The following is a 19084-nucleotide window of genomic DNA, read 5'->3' as shown; positions in this document are numbered from 1 at the left end:
GAAGATTTGCTCTGGAAAGAGCGCTTGAAGCGTCAAGGAGGGAGAGGACAACGAATACCGCTGAGGAGCGATCAATTGATGAACAGCAATCGGACTTCTTGAACTTCGACCGAGACATTAACCGCTGGGCAGCGGTGGCGTCAATCATTAACTTGTAACTGTTTCACCGCGCAGCCTGTTTGCGGACGAAGCGATGTGGCCCTGCGTAGCGGAGCGTGCTGCGCGGCATCGCGTGCAGGGGCGTCCACGGTAAACGCAAACGCGAGACTCGCGCGCTGGCGCGAACGCCGACAGTGCGTCCCGCGTTTCCCGAAAATTCGACAAGAACAAGAAAGGCCGACGAGTCGTGTGCCCGGCGGCCGTTTCGACAAGTTGCGCGCTGGGTTCCCGCTACTTCGCCGCGAGCGCACGCTGCGCGTTTTGGTCGACCCATGCGTTGTCGGCCACGTTCAGCTTCTGCGGAATCAGCTTCGCCGCATAAAACGCATCGGCGACGCGTTGCTGGGTTGCGACGATCTTTTCGTCGAGCGGCACCGCGCCAAACGGGACACGCTTGATCCACGTCTCGACAATCGGTTGCGGCAGGCCGACCTTCGGTGCGATCAGCGCCGCCGTGTCGGCCGGATGCGTGTTGACCCACTGGCCCGTCTCGCGCGCCTGCTTCAGGATCGCGCCGACCACGTCCGGATGCTGCTGCGCGAAATCCTGCGTGGCTTCGTAGAAGTTGTTGGTCGCCGCGAGGCCCGTGTAGTCGGACAGCGTGCGCACCTTCAGCGCATTCTGCGCGGCCGCGTAGTACGGATCCCAGACGACCCACGCATCGACGTTGCCGCTCTCGAATGCGGCGCGCGCGTCGGCTGGCGGAAGATACACGGGGCGGATTTCGTCGTAGCGCACGCCGGCCTGTTTCAGTGCTTCGAGCAGCAGGTAGTTCGCGCTCGAGCCCTTCTGCAGCGCGATCTTCTTGCCGCGCAGGCCGGCGACCGAACCGATCGGCGAATCGGCCTTCACGATCACGGCCTCGTTGTGCGGCGCCGGCGGTTCCGCGCCGACATAGACGAAGTGCACGCCGGCCGCCTGTGCGAACACGGGCGGCGGCGCGCCCGTATAGCCGAAGTCGATGCTGTTCGCGTTCAGCGCTTCGAGCAGCTGCGGGCCGGCCGGGAATTCGAGCCACTGCACGCCATAGCCGAGCGGCTTGAGCCGCGCTTCGAGCGAACCTTGCGCCTTGATGACCGACAGCAGGCCGGCCTTCTGGTAGCCGATGCGCACGACCTTGTCGGCGCCGCCTTGCGCGAAAGCCGACGCGGCGGACAGCGCGACGAGCGTGGTGACGGCGGCGGTGCGGGCGATCCAGCGGGTGAAACGAATCATCGAACGGACTCCATGCAAAACGTCTTCGGGCGAGCGGCGGTGCCGCTCGGTTGGAAGAATCGTCGCATGGGCAATCACGCCCGCAAACGAAGCATTGCCGATATCAATATGACGGCGGTGCGCCTATGCTTCGTCGCCGCCGTTTTCCGGTGAAGGTGTGCCGGACTGCCGCGCGGCCTCGTCGCTGAGCTTCTTGTCGAGGATCGTCGCGACGCGGCCGCCGAGATACGCGCTCGCCGCGGTTTCCAGTGCGCGGTTCGTCTCGCCTTCGACGAACACGGCCGCGAGCGGGCGCAGGCGCCAGATCGCGTCGACCAGTTCGGGCACGTCGGTGGCGGGCGGCAGCGTGCCCGCGTCGTAGCGGTCGAGCCGCTTCACGACGAGATCGACGAGCAGCCGCGCAATCGCGTCGAAGTGCGGCCGTGCGAGGCTGATCACGTCGAGCAGCTCGCGCGGCGGAATGCCTTCCTTCGTCATCGCGGCGGCCGCTTCGAGCAGCGCGGGGCTCTTGGCGACGAACGACAGGCCGCGCCGTTCGAGCAGGCCGAGTTCGGTCACGCGCGACAGCTGCGTGGTGGCCTGCGGGCCGAACATCTGCGCGAGCGCGGCAAGCGAATAGGTCTTCGGCAGTTCGTGCGACCAGCGGCCGCCGATCGCGTTTTCGAGACCGAGGATCGAGCGCAGGTCGTGGCCTTCGTCGATCGCCTTGATCAGGTCCTGGATGTTCGACAGCGTGTAGCCGCGCGCGAGCAGGTGGTTGATCAGCTTCAGCCGCGCGACGTGCGTGTCGTCGTAAATGCCGACGCGGCCGCGCTTTTCCGGCGGCGCGAGCAAACCGCGATCCTGGTACGCACGGACGTTGCGCACGGTCGTGTCGGACACGCGCGCGAGTTCGTCGACCGTGTACTCGTTGCGGGCGTCCGGCGCTGCCTCGTCGGGTGTGGAATGAGTCTGTTTTGACATGCGGCCATTCTAGCGCGACGCGACAGGCTCAGGCGAGACGGGGAGCGTGTCCGCGCCGTTACCGAGCGGGTGCTGCAGCAGCGCCGTATCGATCCAGCGGCCGTGCTTGAAACCGACCGCCTTCAGCACGCCGGCCGGCTCGAAACCGAACGCGCGATGCAGTGACGTCGAGCCGCCGGTACCGCCGTCGGCGATCACCGCGATCATCTGCCGCCACGGGCCGGCCTCGCAGCGTTCGATCAGCGCCGCGAGCAGTGCGCGGCCGATTCCGCGCCCGCGCTGCGCATCGTCGATGTAGATCGAGTCCTCGATCGTGAAGCGGTACGCACGGCGGGTGCGGTACGGCGTCGCGTACGCGTAGCCGGCCACGCGGCCGTCGCATTCGGCGACGAGATACGGCAGCCCGTCGCGTAGCACCGCGTCGCGGCGCGCGCGCAGTTCGGCGACATCGGGCGGCGTTTCCTCGAACGACGCGACGCTGTGGTGCACGTGGTGCGCATAGATCGCGCGGATCGCGTCGAGGTCGGCGTCGGTTGCGTCGCGAACGACACAGGCGGGGGCGGTCGGCATGGCGGCAGTCCGGTGAATTCAAAGCGTCACTATGCCGGTCGCTGGAGCGGATCGCAAAGCGTTGTTCGGCGGCACCCGGCTACAGCCGGCCGGCCGCTGCGTGAACGGCTTCGGCGATTGCGTCGGCGACGCGCTGCACGCGCGGCGACCGGCGCACGTCCGGGTGCACCACGAGCCAGATCTCGCGCTCGATGTCGCAGCGCGGTGCAGCCGTCAGCTCGACGAGCGGCGCGCCCGCATGCGCGGCCGGATCGTCGACGAGAAACCGCGGCAGCAGCGCAACGCCGGCGCCGGCCGCGCACGCGCGATGCTGCGCGGCCAGATCGTTGGTGACGAACGCGAAACGGCGGCCGGCCGCGAAGCGGGCGAGCCACTGATGCTGCGGCGTCTGAGCGAGCGCGTCGTCGTAGCCGACGAACGGCCAGGTGTCGGGCGGTGCGTCCGCCCATTCCGGTGCTGCGCACAGCGCGAAACGCATCGTGCCCAGCCGGCGCGCGGCGAGCCCCGGCTCGGTCGGCCGCGACAGCCGCACGGCGAGATCGGCTTCACGTGCGTACAGGTTCGCCGCGTGCATCTCGCCCAGCAGGTCGATGCGCAGCGCCGGCCATGCGCGCTGCGCGCGGGCGAGCCGCGGCGCGAGGAAGTGGCTGGCGAACACCGGCGACGCCGATACGCGCACCACGCCGTCGAGCGCCGCCGCGCCCTGGGCGGCGCGCGCGAACGCATGTGCGTCGGTTTCGAGGCGTGCCGCGTGCTCGGCAAGGTGCAGCCCTTCGTCGGTCGGCGGCCAGCCGCGCGGCAGCCGGTCGAACAGCCGGATGCCGAGCGCGGACTCCAGCGCGTCGATGCGCCGCGCGACCGTCGAGTGCTGAACCTGCAGCGCCCGCGCGGCGGCCGACAGGCTGCCGCCGCGCATCACCGCGAGGAAATAACGGATGTCGTCCCAGCTCATCGGCAGCGCGGACGCGGAACCGGGATCGTGATCGGTCGAATTTTGCACAGTAGATGGGCGATTGACGGGAATTCCGTTCGATTATGCACGATGGGATGATCGTGTCACTTCATTCGATTACGAGGAACGTCATGACCCAGACTGCCACCGCCATCCGGATCGGGATCGACCGCTACGGCGACGCCGGCGTGCTGCGCCGCGTCGATGCGCCCGTCGCGCCGCCCGGCGCGGGCGAAGTACGGATTCGCCAGACCGCGATCGGCGTGAATTTCGTCGACATCTATTTCAGGTCGGGCGCGCACGCGTTGCCGGCGCTGCCGGATGCGCTCGGTGTCGAAGCGGCCGGCGTGATCGATGCGGTCGGGCCGGGCGTGACGGATCTCGTTCCCGGCCAGCGCGTCGCGTATGCGGGCATGCCGACCGGCAGCTATGCGAGCCTGCGCACGATGCCGGCCGGGCGTGTGCTGCCGATTCCCGACGGCCTGAGCGACGAAGCCGCCGCGGCCGGGCTGCTGAAAGGGATCACCGTTTACATGCTGCTGCATCGCGTCCGGCAGGTCGGCGCCGGCGACACGGTGCTCGTGCATGCGGCCGCCGGCGGCGTCGGCTTGCTGGCGACGCAATGGGCGCGTGCGCTCGGCGCGCGGGTGATCGGCACGGTCGGGTCGGCCGCGAAAGCCGCGCTTGTTCGCACGCACGGTGCCGACGCGGTCGTCGATTACCGGGAGGAGGATTTCGTCGCGGCGGCACGCGCGTTCGGCGGCGGCGCGGGGGTCGATTACGCGATCGACGGGATCGGCGGCGACGTGCTGACGCGCACGCTCGGCGCGGTCCGTCCGTTCGGGATGGTCGCGAGCATCGGGCAGGTGGCCGCGATCGGTGCGCGGCAGACGTTCGATCTCGACGAACTGGGGCCGGCGCGGTCGATCGCGCTGGCGCGGCCGAGCGTGCTGGGCTTCATCGCGCGCGACGTCGACGGATATCGGGAGGCTGCGCGCGCGACGCTCGAACGGCTGGCGGCCGGGATGCATGTGGAGATCGGCGCGCGGGTGCCGCTCGAACAGGCGGCCGATGCGCACCGGTTGCTGGAGTCGCGTGCGACGACGGGCGGGGTCGTGCTGGTGCCGTGATGGCGGGGGATGGGGATCGCGAGGCGGCTCGACGCTCGCGTCGCGATCCACGGGAGGCTCAGTGGTGCTTGCGCAGCGGCGCATCCTCGACGAACCACGCAAGCACGAAGGCGATCGCGATGACCGTCGCCGCGGCCAGGTACACGACATGCAGCGAACCGGCGAACGCGTGCAGGTACGCGTCGCGCACGGCATCCGGCAACTGGTGGACGGCGGCCGGGCCGAGCGCGGGCGGCAGCGCCGTGCCGGCCGGCAGCGCCGCCATCACCCGCGACTGCAGCCCGTGCGAGAACAGCGCGCCGAACGCCGCGACCCCGAGCGAACCGCCGATCGAGCGGAACAGCGTCGCGCCCGACGTCGCGACGCCCATGTGCCGGAATTCGACCGTGTTCTGCACGGCGAGCGTGAGCACGGGCATCACCATGCCGAGGCCGATCCCGAGCAGCGCCATGTACGTGTACATCGTGTGCAGCGGCGTATCGAGCGTCAGCGTCGACAGCAGCGCCATCGCGATGCCGCCGGTCAGCGTGCCCAGGATCGGGAACATCCGGTACGAGCCGAGCCGCGAGATCAGCCGGCCGCTGACGATCGACGTCACGAGCATCCCGCCCATCATCGGCAGCAGTTGCATCCCGGCCTGCGACGGCGTCGAGCCCTTCACGACCTGCAGGTAGAGCGGAATGAACGTGACCGAGCCGAACAGCGCGATCCCGACGACGAAGCCGATCAGGCTGACCAGCACGAAGGTGCGATGGCGAAACAGCTCGAGCGGCATGATCGGCTCGGCCGCGAGCCGCTCTTCATAAATGAAGCCGCCGATCGCGACGATGCCGAGCACGAGCGTCATCCACAGTTGCGGCGACGTCCACGGCAGCAGCGAGCCGCCTTCGCTCGTGAACAGGATCACGCAGGTGAGGGCGGTGGCGAGGAACGCGGCGCCCATGTAGTCGATCCGGTGCTTCACGTGCGCGCCGTGCGGCCGGAACGCGACGCCGATCACCGCGAGCGCGAGAAAGCCGAGCGGCAGGTTGATCGTGAAGATCCACCGCCACGACAGGTGCTCGACCAGGAAGCCGCCCAGCAGCGGGCCGATGATCGTCGCGAGGCCGTACACGCCGCCGAACATCCCCTGGTAGCGCGCGCGGCGATCGGGCGGCACCAGATCGCCGATCGCGGCCATCGTGACGACCATCAGGCCGCCGCCCCCCAGCCCCTGCAGCGCGCGCAGCACGATCAGCTGCGTCATGTCCTGCGCGACGCCGCACAGCGCGGAGCCCGCGAGGAACAGCACGATCGCGGCCTGCAGCACGATCTTGCGGCCGTACAGGTCGCCGAGCTTGCCGTACAGCGGCAGCACGACGGTGGAGGAGAGCAGGTAAGCGGTGACGACCCACGACAACTGGTCGAGCCCGCCGAGCTCGCCGACGATCGTCGGCAGCGCGGTCGACACGATCGTCTGGTCGAGGGCGGACAGCAGCATGACGAGCAGCAGCGCGGCGACGATCAGCCCGGTCGGCGCGTCGCGGCGGGCCGTTTCGGCGGCCGGCGAAGGGAGGAGGGTGTCGGTGGTCATCGAGATATCTGCCAGGGCAGGGAATTGTGTCGAACTATAGCGACAGATAGTTGACTGGTCAATTTCTGCCCAGCCTCGATGTGTTGCAACCGTAACAGGAGATTGCCGGCCCGGAAAATTGACCGGGATCAGGGGAAAGCGGGGACGGACTCAAGTTTTTTGCAGGCAAACCGTAATCCAGAGTGCTGCGGACCGATTGCCGCGGCTCTTTTCACCGCTCACGTCCCGTCATGAACCTGAACGCCCTGTTTTCCCGTTTCTCGATCCGTACGCGGATTTTCTCCACGCTCGGCCTCGTTGCCGCGCTGCTCGTCGTATCGGGGCTGATCGGCCTCGCCGGCATGCAGAGCTCGAACCGCGCGCTCGACGAGGCTTATACGCAGCAACTGGCTGCGAAGACCGCGCTGTCGGCGGCCAGCCTGAACCTGACGATCGTGCGCACGACGCTCGACCGCGCGATGCTGCATCCGGAAGCGCCGGAAGTGCCCGATCTCGTCAAGAAGGCCGAGAACTATCTCGCGAAGGCCGACACTGCCTGGCGCGGCTACGCGTCGATGCCGCACGACGGCGACGAAGGCCCGCTCGCGAGCCGCCTCGACGCCGCGCGCCAGGCGCTGATCGGGCAGGCGCTGAAGCCGATGATCGACGCGGTCCGCGACGGCCGTCGCGACGAGGCCGACCGGCTGCTGATGGCGGTTGCGCCGCCGCTGTCGGTCGCGCTCACGCAGGCGACCGATGCGCTCGATGCGTACCAGGTCGCACGCGGCAAGGACGTGTACGACACCGCGCAGACCTATTACGGCTGGATGCGCGCGGGCGCGATCGCCGGTATCGCGTTCGGCCTGGCCGCGTGCCTCGGTTGCGCGATCGGCCTGCATTACGCGATCACCCAGCCGGTGAACCGGCTGCTGTCGCATTTCCGCCGCCTGTCGGAAGGCGACCTGACGTCGGAAGTGCGCTGGTCGTCGCGTGACGAGATGGCCGAACTGGTCAAGGGCGTGACCGGCATGCAGCGCAGCCTCGCGGATACGGTCCGCCAGGTCAGCCAGGGTTCCGAAGCGATCTCGACGGCGACGCACCAGATCGCGGCCGGCAACACCGACCTGTCGCAGCGCACCGAGGAACAGGCGTCCGCGCTGCAGGAAACGGCCGCGAGCATGGAACAGCTCACCGCGACCGTGAAGCAGAACGCGGACAATGCGATGCAGGCGCAGGCCTGCGCGGATACCGCGAGCGAGATCGCCACGCGCGGCGCGACGGTGGTCGGCGAAGTGATCGGCACGATGAACGAGATCGACCAGAGCTCGCAGAAGGTCGCCGACATCATCGGCACGATCGAGGGCATCGCGTTCCAGACCAACATCCTCGCGCTGAACGCGGCGGTCGAAGCCGCGCGCGCGGGCGAGCAGGGCCGCGGCTTCGCGGTGGTCGCGGGCGAGGTGCGCACGCTCGCGCAACGTTCGGCGTCGGCGGCGAAGGAAATCCGCACGCTGATCGGGGAATCGGTGGAGCGCGTCGCGACCGGCTCGCGGCTCGTCGGCACGGCTGGCGCGACGATGCAGGACATCCAGCAGGCGATCGGCCGCGTGACGGGCATCATGACCGAGATCGCGGCGGCGTCGAACGAGCAGCGCGACGGGATCGAGCAGGTGAACCGCGCGGTGTCGCAGATGGACCAGGTGTCGCAGCAGAACGCGGCGCTCGTCGAGCAGGCCGCGGCGGCGGCCGCGTCGCTGGAAGAGCAGGCCGACGGGCTGCGCCGCGCGGTCGGCGCGTTCCGCGTCGCCTGATCGACCGTGGGCGGCGACGGGCGGGCGCTGGCCCGCCTGCCGTCCGCCCGTTACATCAGACGGCCGCGAGTTGCGGGGCCGCGCGGGACGACGCGACGATCAGCAGCTTCATCGTCGCACGCGTCGCGCCGACGAACAGCTTGCGCGCGGCACGCGCGTCGAGCGTGTCGAAGTCGACCTCCGTGAGGATCACGCACGGCGCCGACTGGCCCTTGAAGCGGTAGATCGAATCGAGCAGCACGTCGCCTTCGCGATACTCCGGGTTGCCGAACAGGTCGTACTTGCCGGTAAAGCTCTTGAGCCGGTGCGGGCCGAGCTGGTCGAGCGGCGCGAGCACCGAGCCTTCGCGACCGCGATACGACAGCACCGCGATGTCCTGCTTGCGGAAGCCGAGCGACAGCGCGTGCGTGATCGCCCGCTTGGTCGCGTCGATGCAGGCGTCGGCCAGCGCGTCTGCCGACGCGCCTTCTTCCCCGTACGACGACACCGACGGATCCGAACCGTCGAACGGGCTGCCCGAGCGTAGCTCGGCCGCCAGCGGCTCGACCCGGCCGACGATGTCGCGCACGAATTCGAGCAGATCGCGCGGGCTCCGGTAGTTCGTGAGCGCCTTCAGCGTGACCCAGCCCGGCAGCGCGACGGGCTCGCGCATGTACAAATTCTGCAGCGGATCTTCCAGCCACCACCATGCGCCCTCCGGCGCCAGCAGGCGCGCCAGGGCGGCCGCCCACGGCGCATGGAAATCCTGCCCTTCGTCGACGACCAGCACGTCGAAGCGCCAGCGCTCGGGAATCGGGGCTGCCGCGAAGCGCGCTTCGAGCCGTTCGAATTCGCCGGGCACCTGGAAGTCAGGTGTATAGCCGCCGTCACGCGCGACCCAGTCGCACAACTGGTGGTAGTTCGCGATCTTCGCGCCGGGCGGCGCGATGCGCGCGATGTAGTCGGCGAGCGGCCGGTTGAAACACACGTAGAGCACGCGCTTGCCGGCGGCGACCGCGTCGCGCATCGCCTGCACGGCGAGCTGCGTCTTGCCCGAGCCGGCCGTGCCGGTGACGCGCAGCCGGAACGGTGCGAATTCGAGCTGGCGCGCCCACGCGGCGAGCCCGCCCGACAGCCGCGTGACGAGCGTGCCGGCCTGCCCGACGAGCGCGCTCGTGTCGGGCGTGAGCGCGAGCTCGTCCGCGAGGAAGTGGTGGAGTTTCGGCGCGTTCGGGAAGTGCTCGTCGTCTTCCGGCAGGATCTGCAGGATCACCTGCGCGAGCTGCGCCTTGCGCGACGCATCGACGATGCGGTCGGCCGCGACGCCGGCGATCGATGCGTCGCGGATCGAGTAGTCGGGGCAGTACAGGAGCGCCTCGACGCCGTAGACGCCCGCGCCGAGCGCGGCCGTCAGGCGCCGGTGCAGCGTTTCCTGCGTGCGCGCGAGCTGGATCGGGACATTGCGTTCCTTCTGCAGATAGACCTTCACGAGCCCCTTCGGCGTTTCGCGCAGGAAGCCGGCCTTCTGCTCGATCAGCAGCACGCGGCCGGCCGGGCTCACGACGACGAACGCGGCCTCGCCGAACACCGAGAACGCCTGGTCGGCGCGGGTCCAGTGCACGCCGTGATACACGGTGTAGCTGTCGGGCAGCGCGTGTTCGAGCGCGGCGAGCGTTTCGCGCTCGCGTTCGGCCGCGCCGGTCGCGGCGAGGCTTTTCCAGTCGTCGGGGATGAGGCGGGCCATGGCGTCGGGCGGCGGAAGCCGGCGTGGGCGTGAACGGGTGCGGCTATTGTACTGAGCTATGCACCGGTTCACGACCGCCGAGCCGCGCGGACGTTGGCCGTCAGGAGGAAGAACGGCCCTGGGACGTTACCCGCGGGCGAGCCGTTTCGCGAGATCGGCGCTGAGGATCGCCATGCGCGCGGGCTTTTCGTAGCAGACGACGTCGAACGCGCGGATCACTTCGCTGATGTCGGCCTCGCTCGCGCGGCCGGTGAGCAGGTCGCCGGTCAGCACGAAGATCGGTGCGCCCGGGTTGTCGGAGGTGCGCACGGCCTTGATCGCGGTGGCGGCCGTGCTGTCGTCGAACAGCCATTCGGTCAGGACCGCGTCGAACGCCTGGCCCTGCAGCGCGTCGACGAACGGCGCGAGGCCGTCGAATGCGGCGGTCGCGAAACCCTGGCGTTCGAGATAGCGGCACAGCTCGGTCGCGCTGACGCGATCGGGGTCGATCACCGCGACGACGAGCTTGTCGCTTTCCGCGCGGCGCGGATAGATCTCGATCTTGTGCACGTCGTACGCGTTCTGGTACAGCACGCCGGTGTGGCGCAGCACGCGCCAGCGGCCGTTCTGTTCGTACGCGACGAATTCGGGGCGCGCGCCGGCTTCGAGCGGCGCGCCGATCCAGGCGGTGCACGGAATCTCGGCGACGCCCGCGTAAAGGACCGCCTCCTGCGAATAGGCGCCGACCATGCCGGGGTCGAGCGTTTGCGCGCCGAACAGCTGCGCGGCGGGTTCGCCGTACGCTTCGGCGACTTTCTTGATCTGCGCGAGCGTCCAGGGGCTGCTGCCGCGCAGTTTGCGGTGGCCTTGCGAGAAACTCAGGTCGAGGATGCGGCACAGCTCGGTGGTCTGCTGGCGCTTGCCGATGCCGTTGCGGGTCATCAGCTCGCGCACGCGCTCGGCAACCGCGAGGGAATCCGTGGTGATTGCTTCAGTGGTCATGCTACGGGAACGGATCGTGACGTTCAGAACGACGCCTTGCGGCAGTCTCGACGGACAGTCTTCATGACGTCCAGGGGCGAGCCGACCGGCCACGCGCGGAAAAGATAACTTTACCGCAAAATGGTCGTTATTCAGCGTGGCGAAAGGTGCGTTTGTGTGAAAGGTGTGTCACGACGTTACCACCGCCGCCCACATTCGGATGCATTAATGCCTGACAGGAAACAATGACGACAACCTATCCGCTGCATGACGCCCTGACCCTCGCCGATACCGCCTTCCCGGCAGAAGCCGATATCGTGATCGCCGGCGCCGGCATCATGGGCTGCGCAGCCGCGTATTACCTGGGCCTGCGCGGCCTGAAGGCCGTCGTGCTCGACAAGTCGCGCCTCGCCGGACAGCAGTCGACCCGTGCGTGGGGCTTCGTGCGGCAGCAGGGGCGCGAAGCGGCCGAGGTGCCGCTGATGATGGCCGGCATCAAGATCTGGGAGGGGTTAGAGGAAACCCTCGGTTTCGATCTCGAATGGCGGCAGGGCGGCTGTCTTTATATTGCGGACAACGAAACGGACTGGGCGTCGTTCAACGCGTGGCTCGCCGTCGCGCGCGAGCACGGGCTCGACACGCGTACGCTGACGCGCGCGCAGATCGACGCGCGCGTCAGCGGCCTTTCGCAGGACGCACGCACGCTCGGCGGGCTGTACACCGCGACCGACGGGCAGGCCGAGCCGCGTCGCGTGGCCGCCGCGTTCGCCGCGCGTGCCGCCGAGGCGGGCGCGCGCTTCTTCGAAGGCTGCGGCGTGACCGCGATCGAGACGGCCGGCGGTGCGGTGGTCGGCGTCGTGACCGAGCGCGGCACGATCCGCACGCGGCGCGTGATCTGCGCGGCCGGCGCGACCAGCTTCCGGCTGCTCGATGGCGTCGGCATCCGGCTCCCGCAACAGGCCGTGCGCGGCACCTGCATGCGCACCAATGTGGTGCCGCCGGTGTCGGCGTCGACGGTGTGGGGCCACGGCCTCGGTATCCGGCAGCGCAAGAACGGTGCGATCAATCTTGCCGACGACATGCAGGTCGACGTCGACCTGACGCTTGGCCACCTGCGCGGGTTGAGCCTGTTCTGGCCGGAGTTCTGGTCGCAGCGCGACAAATTCCGGCTGCACGTGAACGGGGCCGCGTGGCGCGATGCGCTGGCACGCATCAACGGGGCGACCGGGCCGATAGAGCCGCGCGATCCGCAGCCGCAGCCGAATCGCGCGCATGCGCCGCGCGCACTCGCGAAACTGAAGACGATCTTTCCCGCGCTGAAGGACGCGCAGATCGTCGAGGCCTGGGCCGGCCTGATCGACGTGCTGCCCGACGGCATTCCGGTGATCGATGCGCCGGGCACGCCGTCCGGGCTCGCGATCGCGACGGGGTTCTGCGGACACGGTTTCGCGATGGGGCCGATCGTCGGGCGGCTGCTGGCCGAATGGATCGACACGGGGGCGCCGTCGCTAGACCTGTCGGCGTTTCGTGCGCAGCGCTTCGTCGACGGCACGATGGTGCGGCCGCGCAGCATGCTGTAACGGCCGCATCGGCGCATCGACACGAGGACGCCGGCCGGTCGCGGCCGACCCATCGTAGAATCGAGCCCGCATCCTTCAGGAGATTCCCCGTTGGCTTCGCCCTCCGCCCAGCGCCGCTCGTTGCGCTCACGCCTGCGTCGCGCCCGCAATCCGTGGCAGGCGCCGCGTGCGCGCACGCTGTTCACGCGTCCCGCGACGTCGCCGCGGCGCACGCTGCTGTTCCGTATCGGCGCGGTCGTGCTGCTGTGCACGCTCGCGTTCCTCGTGCTGTATCTCGATCGCGACGGGTTGCGCGATTCGACCAAGAGCACGCCGATGACCGTCGCCGATCTCGTGTACTTCACGATGGTCACGGTCGCGACGGTCGGCTATGGCGACATCGTGCCCGTCACCGCGCGGGCGCGCCTGATCGATGCGTTCTTCATCGTGCCGATCCGCATCGGCATCTGGTTCATTTTCCTGGGCACGGCGTATCAGTTCGTGATCCAGCGCGTCATCGAGGAATTCCGCATGAAACGCCTGCAGAAACAGTTGTCCGATCACATCGTCGTCTGCGGTTATGGCTTGTCCGGCTCGATCGCCGTGCGCGAACTGCTCGAAAGCGGTGTCGATCCGGCGACGCTCATCGTGATCGATTCGCAGCAGCAGGCGATCGAGGCCGCGACGTCGCTCGGCGTGGCGGGATTGCTCGGCGATCCCGCGCACGAGGATCTGCTGCAGCAGGCACAGGTGCGCGAAGCGAAGGCCGTGATCATTTCGGTGACCGATGATCCGACCGCGATCCTGCTCACGTTGTCGGTGCGCAGCATCGCGCCCGATACGAAGATCGTCGTGCGGATCCAGGAGAACCTGTACCAGCGGCAGTTGCGGCAGGCGGGCGCGGACGTGATCGTGTCGTCGACGAAGATCGGCGCGCTGCTGCTCGCGGACGCCGTGCATAGCCGCTATATCGTGCCGTTCGTGAACGACATGCTGTCGACGCGCGGCCGCGCGACGCTGCTGGAGCGCGAGGCGATGCCGCAGGAAGTCGGCTGCATGACGAACGTCGTGCCGGGCGCGATCGTCGTCGGGCTCGATCGGTGCGGGAAGATCTTTTCGTTCTATGAAGACCCGCCGTGCCGGATCGAGAAAGGGGACACGCTGGTCGTGATCCAGTCGGCGCGGATTCCGGATCCGGATGTTTGAGGAGATTGGACTGGAAAAAATAAACTAATTCAGTGCGTTGATATATTTCATTTTTAGGAAAATTCTTATCGGTGCGCACTGCATGGGCGTCGTGTAGGCGTCCGGAATCCGCATCAAGCCACTTCGATCCTCGTTGGAATCGATGGTTCGAAGCCTGGTTAGGTGGCATCCATGCGGCAACAGGTATGTTTTTCAACGATTTCAATAAATCGGCCACACCTACCATCCGAATTTGAGTTCGGCACCCAGATACGTGCCGTCATGGCCGCCGGATGCCTGGATCGTGTTGCCGACAGCGTAATAGACGCCCTCGACCGCTCCCGTTAGATGGCTGTCGAGCACCTAGTCGGCTCGTATTTGCGTGTATGCCCAGTCCAGCGCGTGCCGGCAGTACCCACGACCGGAGCGACCGGCAGCGATTTTGTGCAATAGGAAATGAAAGCGGTCTGGTTACGGCAAGACGGTCTGCGTTCGCCCCAGAGCCTCCCGCGCCTTTGTGATTGCATATGCGTTGAGGAGGGCCATATCGAACGAGTGATCGCCCGCCAGACGACGGCCGTCAATCGAAATTTGCCAGTGTTCGCCGTCGTGTTCGCATACGGCGCGACGCTCACTTACCAACTCGGCATACCAGCGCCACGCGTTCCGGTGGCACGTTGATGTGCTTCGCCGGAGAACTCCAGGGTCTGGTCGATCACGCGACTGATCGCTCATGGAAAAGCAATTGGTGATGGGGCTGGGCGAGTCTCCTAACCCGCTATCGGAAAGGTGAAATTCTTGACGCCTGGAAGCCACTGTATTCGGTCGTCAGCTTTGAGCCTGCGGGACAGAGCGTCTGAACGCGGTGCGAGTTGCTTGCTGCGTTGTCGTTGCCGCGCTGAGTATTTCTCGCAACCGCACCGTCACAAAATCAACAAACGTGGCAATCTTGGCATCGAGAAACTGACGACACGGATAGACGATGAAAATACTCGTACCTTCGATGGTGTGGTCGGGAAATAGTGGTATCAGGCGACCCTCAAGTATGTCGTCCGCAATGCAATGAAGTGGCAGCACGCCGACGCCGATTCCTGCAAGCAGCGCGATCCGGATAGCTTCCGGGTCGTCAACGACGAACGGCGCATGGGAATCTCGGCTGACATGTCCGGGCACAGTAGCCTGGATCGCCGGTCGTACAGAACGGGCTGCTAGCGGGATCGGAGTCAGTGCATGCTGCGATAGATCGTCGATTGTCTCGATCGCATGCTCACGGACGAACGATGGTGCTGCTACTAGGACTCGGCGGCATTCCCCGACCCGCTTCGCGACGTTTTCTGAATTCGGCAGCGACTTCGCTGAGACGATTGAGACATCGACATGCTCTTCAACCAGATTTCCAGTTCTCGGCGCGAATCGGAGATTGACGGAAACGGCGGGGAAATCTCGTCGATAGTCGACGATTGCGTGCGTCAAGGGCACGCGTCCGACTTCAGGCATGCAATGTACTTTTAATTGACCTCGCGCACACAGGTGCGCCGTGCCGACTTCAGTCTCCGCATCCTCGAGATCAGCGAGGATTTTCTTGCATTTCCGATAGTAGTGTTCACCTGGTTCGGTTAGCGAAATTGAACGCGTCGTGCGGTTCAGCAGTCGGGCTCGTAGCTGGATTTCGAGTGTCGATACGGCGCGCGAAACGCTGCCTGTTGTGCATTGCAAATGCTCCGCCGCTGCAGTGAAGCTCTTGACTTCCGCGACGCGCGCGAAGATGCGCATGTTTGTGATCTTGTCCATGGATACGTTCAGTCCTGGTCGAACGGTCGAGGGTGGCACGGTTCGTCACCGGTGATGCACCGCTGGTGCAGGCCTCCGCTCACGTGATCTTGTCAATCAACTGCCGTGCTTCAGACGAAAGATAGATGGGTGCTGGCAATCAAGCTATCCATACATGCGGAGGTCGGTTTAGACATCCGGGCACAGTCGATACTCCTTGCGTATAGGCATGCAATTCCCTGTACACATATCGATCGAGACTCGCGTCAGCGACGACGCTCCTCAGTGATCAGGGCGACCGCAATATCTCGTTTCCGGAAGCGACGGAAGTGATCGGAGACCTCGGGGTCGCGGTGCCGGGTCTCGCGTTAGCGACTAAAGAAAACGAATCAGAACGATTCAGGAAGTTTAGGGACGCAGCGTGCGGCGGTCGTTATGCTGGATGCACATGACCAAACACCAGAGGACTTGAATGGAAAGCTTTCGAGAAAGAGCCTGGATGCACGCGCGCAAGTGCTTGAAGCTGTGTCTGGCTGGGTTCGCGACGGCATGGGTAGCTGCTGCCTTTGCTGCCGCACCGTTTGCCGGCAAACAGGCGCCGGGCTTCTACAGAACGATGGTGGGGACGTTCGAAGTTACAGCGCTGTCGGACGGAACCCATCCGTTCCCGATCGACAAGGTGGTCGAAGGTGTGTCGAATGCAGACATCGAGAACGATCTGCAGCGCGCATTCCTTGCGCCGCCCGTGCAAGGATCGATCAATGCGTTTCTGGTGAATACCGGAGAGAAACTGATCTTGATCGATGCTGGCGCTGGCTCGCTGTATGGTGATTGCTGCGGACGATTGGTCGACAACCTTCGTGCAGCCGGCTATCGACCGGAACAGGTCGACGAGGTTTTGCTTACCCACATGCACGAAGACCACATCGGCGGTATTGCTTCGAAAGGTGTGGCCGTGTTTCCGAATGCAGTTGTCAGGGTAAGCCGCAAGGAGGCCGACTACTGGCTCAATCCGGCCAACAAGACTCAAGCGTCGCCGCTTCTCGCGCCGTTCTTTGACGCAGCAACAGCGGCAATAGAACCTTACCGTGCTGTTGGGCGGTTCAAGACGTACGATCGCGACGGCGTACTCGAACCGGGCATTCGTGCGATTTCACTTCCTGGCCACACACCTGGCCAGATGGCCTATCTGGTCGAAAGCGGCTCCGCGCGCCTGCTGGTCTGGGGGGATGTCGTGCATGTCGCTGCAATTCAGCTTCGGCAACTGCAAGCTACCGTCAAGTACGACAGCGATCCATCGGAAGCGCACGAATCTCGACAGGAAATTCTGCGTGAAGTTGCGGACCGACGTTACCTCGTCGGTGCGGCCCATGTTTCGTTTCCGGGACTCGGGCACGTGCGGAAGGATGGTGACACCTTTGACTGGGTGCCTGTCAACTACGACGCTTCGCCGATGCCCAGGACCAGTGTAACGCGTGGCCCTTGATGCCGCGCAGGCAGCGGCAATTTTCCAAGACTTTTTGAAGGATCGATCGTGGAAACGTTGGAAAACATTGCAGTCACTCACCATACGCTGGTCGCGAACGGCATCAGGCAACATTACCTCGACGCAGGCAGCGGGCCGGTTGTCGTGTTGCTCCATGGCTTTCCGGAGACCAGCTACGCATGGCGCCACCAGATTCCGGTGCTCGCCCGAACGTATCGCGTGATTGCGCCGGATTTGCGCGGCTACGGCGAAACCGACAAGCCGGCGTCCGGATACGACAAGCGCAACATGGCGCTGGACATCATCCGCCTGCTGGACGCGCTGGGGATCGAGAAAGTCGTGCTGGTCGGGCACGATCGCGGCGCACGGGTTGCTACGCGGCTCGCGAAGGATCATCCGGAACGTGTCGACCGGCTGGTGGTCATGGACAATGTGCCGACGCGTATCGTTGCAGAAAACATGAGTCCGAAAACGGCGCGCGCATACTGGTTCTTCCTGTTCCATCTGGTAGTGGACTTGCCCGAGACGCTGATCGCCGGCAATGAGGAGGCCTGGTTGCGCCATTTCTTCTCCGACTGGTGTTACAACCCGCACACGATCGAGGGAACGGATTTCGAGACGTACGTGAAAGCGTACAAGCGACCAGGCGCCGTACGGGGCGCGATGTCGGACTACCGAGCGAACGCGCAGGACGTCGAGCAAGATCAGGCGGACGCCGACATCCGGATCGCCTGCCCGACGATGGCAATATGGGGCGAGGACTTTTACGCGGTCGGTGGAATGTTCGATATGAAGGCGGTGTGGGAGGGGATGGCGACCAATCTGCGCGCCGAGCCGATCTCACGTTGCGGTCATCTGCCGCAGGAAGAGCAGCCCGAGCGCGTCAATGCGTTGCTGCTCGATTTTCTGGGCGGCTGGACCGGGCGTTGATTACCCGCTTGCTTATCGCGTCAGCGGCCGCCCCGACGTCGCCAGGCGCCGGGCGGTTTGCCAACGACCCGGGTGAAGGTGCGGTTTAAATGGCTTTGGTCGGCGAACCCGCAACAAGTGGCAATTTCGGTTAACGTCATCTCCGATGACTCGACGAGCTTGCGGGCCTTCTGAATGCGTTGATCCAGTAACCACTGATGCGGCGTGCGACCGGTGGTCTTGGCGAATGCGCGAATAAAATAGCCGCGTGACAGATTGCATTCGCGAGCGACGTCCGCGATTGCCATGCCTTCATTCAGGTTCGCGATCAGCAGTTCTTTTGCCAGCGCTTCCTGCGCGCGCGACAGCATGCCACCCATACGGCTTGCGGGAAGCAAAGGCGTTCCGTATTGCTTCGAAAGATGGATGCCGATGGCAAGCCCCATCTGTTCGACGAAGAGCGCGTTCAGCGCGCCCGCGGTATCGAAACACCCGGCGACCGCGCGGGCAAGGTGGCCCAGTACCGGGTCACGCTGATCGATCGAACATGTCAGTCCGGCGAACCGGCCCGCGTCGCGTTCGGCATCGAGACGATCAAAAAATAATCCAGGCAGCTCGATGAGCACGAAATCGAAATTGCCGTGAAGATCGGCGCGATAGTCGTCGGACATATCGCGGATATAGATCGAGTCGTCGCTGAATTGTCGTGCAATCTTGCGTTGCCCACGGAAAATGTCGCGCCGATGACCACTGTTCATCGATACGCCAATCAAGTACCCACGATCCGAGGCGGGCATGGCAACCCGATGGACGGTACCGTTGTCCATGCATTTTCGGTAGAACGTCACATCGGTGCCGCGCATTTCCAGATTTGTGCGCAGCTGGCTTGACGTGCACCCAAGCGTATCCTTCTTCATCGGGCCGGCGGCGGGCTGGGCAGTAAGCAGCATGCGGCGTACCTCGGATCAAAATAAGGAAGGTTGGCGAAGAGTGAAGATTACACTGTTGCGCCGCACAAAAAAACCTCGAATCAATGAAAGCCACGGTGCGCACGATCGGTGCTTGCAACCTACGATGAACGTATCGGTGCGCTGTGACGTAACTCTCCTTCAATTCACGTACCAAAAGTACAAGAACAGC

Annotated in this window: 15 protein-coding genes; 6 read left to right on the top strand and 9 right to left on the bottom strand. The window is 65.6% G+C overall.

Annotated elements, in window-relative coordinates:
- Positions 1-390: 390 nt before the first annotated feature.
- The 4 genes from LGM89_RS01905 to LGM89_RS01890 all read right to left on the bottom strand — a co-directional run bounded on the left by LGM89_RS01905 (position 391) and on the right by LGM89_RS01890 (position 3859).
- Complete coding sequence (locus tag LGM89_RS01905) at positions 391-1374, bottom strand: sulfonate ABC transporter substrate-binding protein (protein WP_226272124.1); 984 nt, start codon at positions 1372-1374, stop codon at positions 391-393.
- Between the two features lie 123 nt (positions 1375-1497).
- A complete protein-coding gene (locus LGM89_RS01900) occupies positions 1498-2337 on the bottom strand; it encodes a MerR family transcriptional regulator (protein ID WP_089485512.1) in 840 nt (279 codons plus the stop codon).
- Between the two features lie 9 nt (positions 2338-2346).
- Positions 2347-2907 carry a GNAT family N-acetyltransferase gene (locus LGM89_RS01895; protein WP_226272123.1) on the bottom strand — a complete coding sequence of 187 codons (561 nt, stop codon included), beginning with the start codon at positions 2905-2907 and terminating at the stop codon, positions 2347-2349.
- A gap of 79 nt (positions 2908-2986) precedes the next feature.
- Positions 2987-3859, bottom strand: coding sequence for a LysR family transcriptional regulator (locus tag LGM89_RS01890; protein WP_226203239.1), 873 nt, complete (start codon positions 3857-3859; stop codon positions 2987-2989).
- 131 nt (positions 3860-3990) lie between these two features.
- On the opposite strand from LGM89_RS01890, the gene LGM89_RS01885 reads away from it, so the two are divergent.
- Positions 3991-4989, top strand: a complete 999-nt coding sequence (locus LGM89_RS01885) for a quinone oxidoreductase family protein (protein ID WP_226272122.1) — start codon at positions 3991-3993, stop codon at positions 4987-4989.
- 58 nt (positions 4990-5047) lie between these two features.
- Here the strand turns inward: LGM89_RS01885 and LGM89_RS01880 are convergent, their stop codons facing one another.
- Positions 5048-6562: an MDR family MFS transporter gene (locus tag LGM89_RS01880; protein WP_226272121.1), complete on the bottom strand. Its 1515-nt coding sequence runs from the start codon at positions 6560-6562 to the stop codon at positions 5048-5050.
- 230 nt (positions 6563-6792) lie between these two features.
- Between LGM89_RS01880 and LGM89_RS01875 the strand changes: the two genes are divergently transcribed.
- On the top strand, positions 6793-8352 hold the full coding sequence (locus tag LGM89_RS01875; RefSeq protein WP_226272120.1) for a methyl-accepting chemotaxis protein: 1560 nt from the start codon (positions 6793-6795) through the stop codon (positions 8350-8352).
- Positions 8353-8407: 55 nt separating this feature from the next.
- On the opposite strand, the gene LGM89_RS01870 is transcribed toward LGM89_RS01875, so the two are convergent.
- Together LGM89_RS01870 and LGM89_RS01865 are read right to left on the bottom strand one after the other, a co-directional pair.
- Complete coding sequence (locus LGM89_RS01870) at positions 8408-10075, bottom strand: ATP-dependent helicase (protein WP_226272119.1); 1668 nt, start codon at positions 10073-10075, stop codon at positions 8408-8410.
- 126 nt (positions 10076-10201) lie between these two features.
- Positions 10202-11056 carry a helix-turn-helix domain-containing protein gene (locus LGM89_RS01865; protein ID WP_006485970.1) on the bottom strand — a complete coding sequence of 285 codons (855 nt, stop codon included), beginning with the start codon at positions 11054-11056 and terminating at the stop codon, positions 10202-10204.
- A gap of 224 nt (positions 11057-11280) precedes the next feature.
- Here LGM89_RS01865 and LGM89_RS01860 point away from each other — a divergent pair, with 224 nt between their 5' ends.
- Together LGM89_RS01860 and LGM89_RS01855 are read left to right on the top strand one after the other, a co-directional pair.
- A complete protein-coding gene (locus tag LGM89_RS01860; protein ID WP_226272118.1) occupies positions 11281-12615 on the top strand; it encodes an NAD(P)/FAD-dependent oxidoreductase in 1335 nt (444 codons plus the stop codon).
- Positions 12616-12705: 90 nt separating this feature from the next.
- Positions 12706-13800, top strand: coding sequence for a potassium channel family protein (locus LGM89_RS01855; RefSeq protein ID WP_226272117.1), 1095 nt, complete (start codon positions 12706-12708; stop codon positions 13798-13800).
- Positions 13801-14607: 807 nt separating this feature from the next.
- On the opposite strand, the gene LGM89_RS01850 is transcribed toward LGM89_RS01855, so the two are convergent.
- Positions 14608-15570 (bottom strand): LysR family transcriptional regulator, encoded by a 963-nt coding sequence (locus tag LGM89_RS01850; RefSeq protein WP_226272116.1) that lies wholly within the window; start codon positions 15568-15570, stop codon positions 14608-14610.
- 451 nt (positions 15571-16021) lie between these two features.
- Between LGM89_RS01850 and LGM89_RS01845 the strand changes: the two genes are divergently transcribed.
- Together LGM89_RS01845 and LGM89_RS01840 are read left to right on the top strand one after the other, a co-directional pair.
- The gene (locus tag LGM89_RS01845; RefSeq protein WP_226272115.1) at positions 16022-17035 is read left to right on the top strand and encodes an MBL fold metallo-hydrolase; all 1014 of its coding nucleotides are present in this window, start codon (positions 16022-16024) and stop codon (positions 17033-17035) included.
- A 57-nt stretch (positions 17036-17092) separates the two neighbouring features.
- Positions 17093-17965 carry an alpha/beta fold hydrolase gene (locus LGM89_RS01840; protein ID WP_264172453.1) on the top strand — a complete coding sequence of 291 codons (873 nt, stop codon included), beginning with the start codon at positions 17093-17095 and terminating at the stop codon, positions 17963-17965.
- Positions 17966-17985: 20 nt separating this feature from the next.
- Here LGM89_RS01840 and LGM89_RS01835 read toward each other — a convergent pair whose 3' ends face one another.
- Positions 17986-18894 carry an AraC family transcriptional regulator gene (locus LGM89_RS01835; RefSeq protein WP_089496681.1) on the bottom strand — a complete coding sequence of 303 codons (909 nt, stop codon included), beginning with the start codon at positions 18892-18894 and terminating at the stop codon, positions 17986-17988.
- Positions 18895-19084 lie beyond the last annotated feature (190 nt).

The organism is Burkholderia sp. AU31624, assembly GCF_020420065.1.
In the GTDB taxonomy this organism is placed as follows: domain Bacteria; phylum Pseudomonadota; class Gammaproteobacteria; order Burkholderiales; family Burkholderiaceae; genus Burkholderia.
This window is presented reverse-complemented; position numbering and strand designations above follow the sequence as displayed.

Bases quoted from the DNA above. Each gene is read 5' to 3' on its own strand.
- LGM89_RS01905 (WP_226272124.1), bottom strand. From the start codon at position 1,374: ATGATTCGTTTCACCCGCTGGATCGCCCGCACCGCCGCCGTCACCACG.
- LGM89_RS01900 (WP_089485512.1), bottom strand. From the start codon at position 2,337: ATGTCAAAACAGACTCATTCCACACCCGACGAGGCAGCGCCGGACGCC.
- LGM89_RS01895 (WP_226272123.1), bottom strand. From the start codon at position 2,907: ATGCCGACCGCCCCCGCCTGTGTCGTTCGCGACGCAACCGACGCCGAC.
- LGM89_RS01890 (WP_226203239.1), bottom strand. From the start codon at position 3,859: ATGAGCTGGGACGACATCCGTTATTTCCTCGCGGTGATGCGCGGCGGC.
- LGM89_RS01885 (WP_226272122.1), top strand. From the start codon at position 3,991: ATGACCCAGACTGCCACCGCCATCCGGATCGGGATCGACCGCTACGGC.
- LGM89_RS01880 (WP_226272121.1), bottom strand. From the start codon at position 6,562: ATGACCACCGACACCCTCCTCCCTTCGCCGGCCGCCGAAACGGCCCGC.
- LGM89_RS01875 (WP_226272120.1), top strand. From the start codon at position 6,793: ATGAACCTGAACGCCCTGTTTTCCCGTTTCTCGATCCGTACGCGGATT.
- LGM89_RS01870 (WP_226272119.1), bottom strand. From the start codon at position 10,075: ATGGCCCGCCTCATCCCCGACGACTGGAAAAGCCTCGCCGCGACCGGC.
- LGM89_RS01865 (WP_006485970.1), bottom strand. From the start codon at position 11,056: ATGACCACTGAAGCAATCACCACGGATTCCCTCGCGGTTGCCGAGCGC.
- LGM89_RS01860 (WP_226272118.1), top strand. From the start codon at position 11,281: ATGACGACAACCTATCCGCTGCATGACGCCCTGACCCTCGCCGATACC.
- LGM89_RS01850 (WP_226272116.1), bottom strand. From the start codon at position 15,570: ATGGACAAGATCACAAACATGCGCATCTTCGCGCGCGTCGCGGAAGTC.
- LGM89_RS01845 (WP_226272115.1), top strand. From the start codon at position 16,022: ATGGAAAGCTTTCGAGAAAGAGCCTGGATGCACGCGCGCAAGTGCTTG.
- LGM89_RS01835 (WP_089496681.1), bottom strand. From the start codon at position 18,894: ATGCTGCTTACTGCCCAGCCCGCCGCCGGCCCGATGAAGAAGGATACG.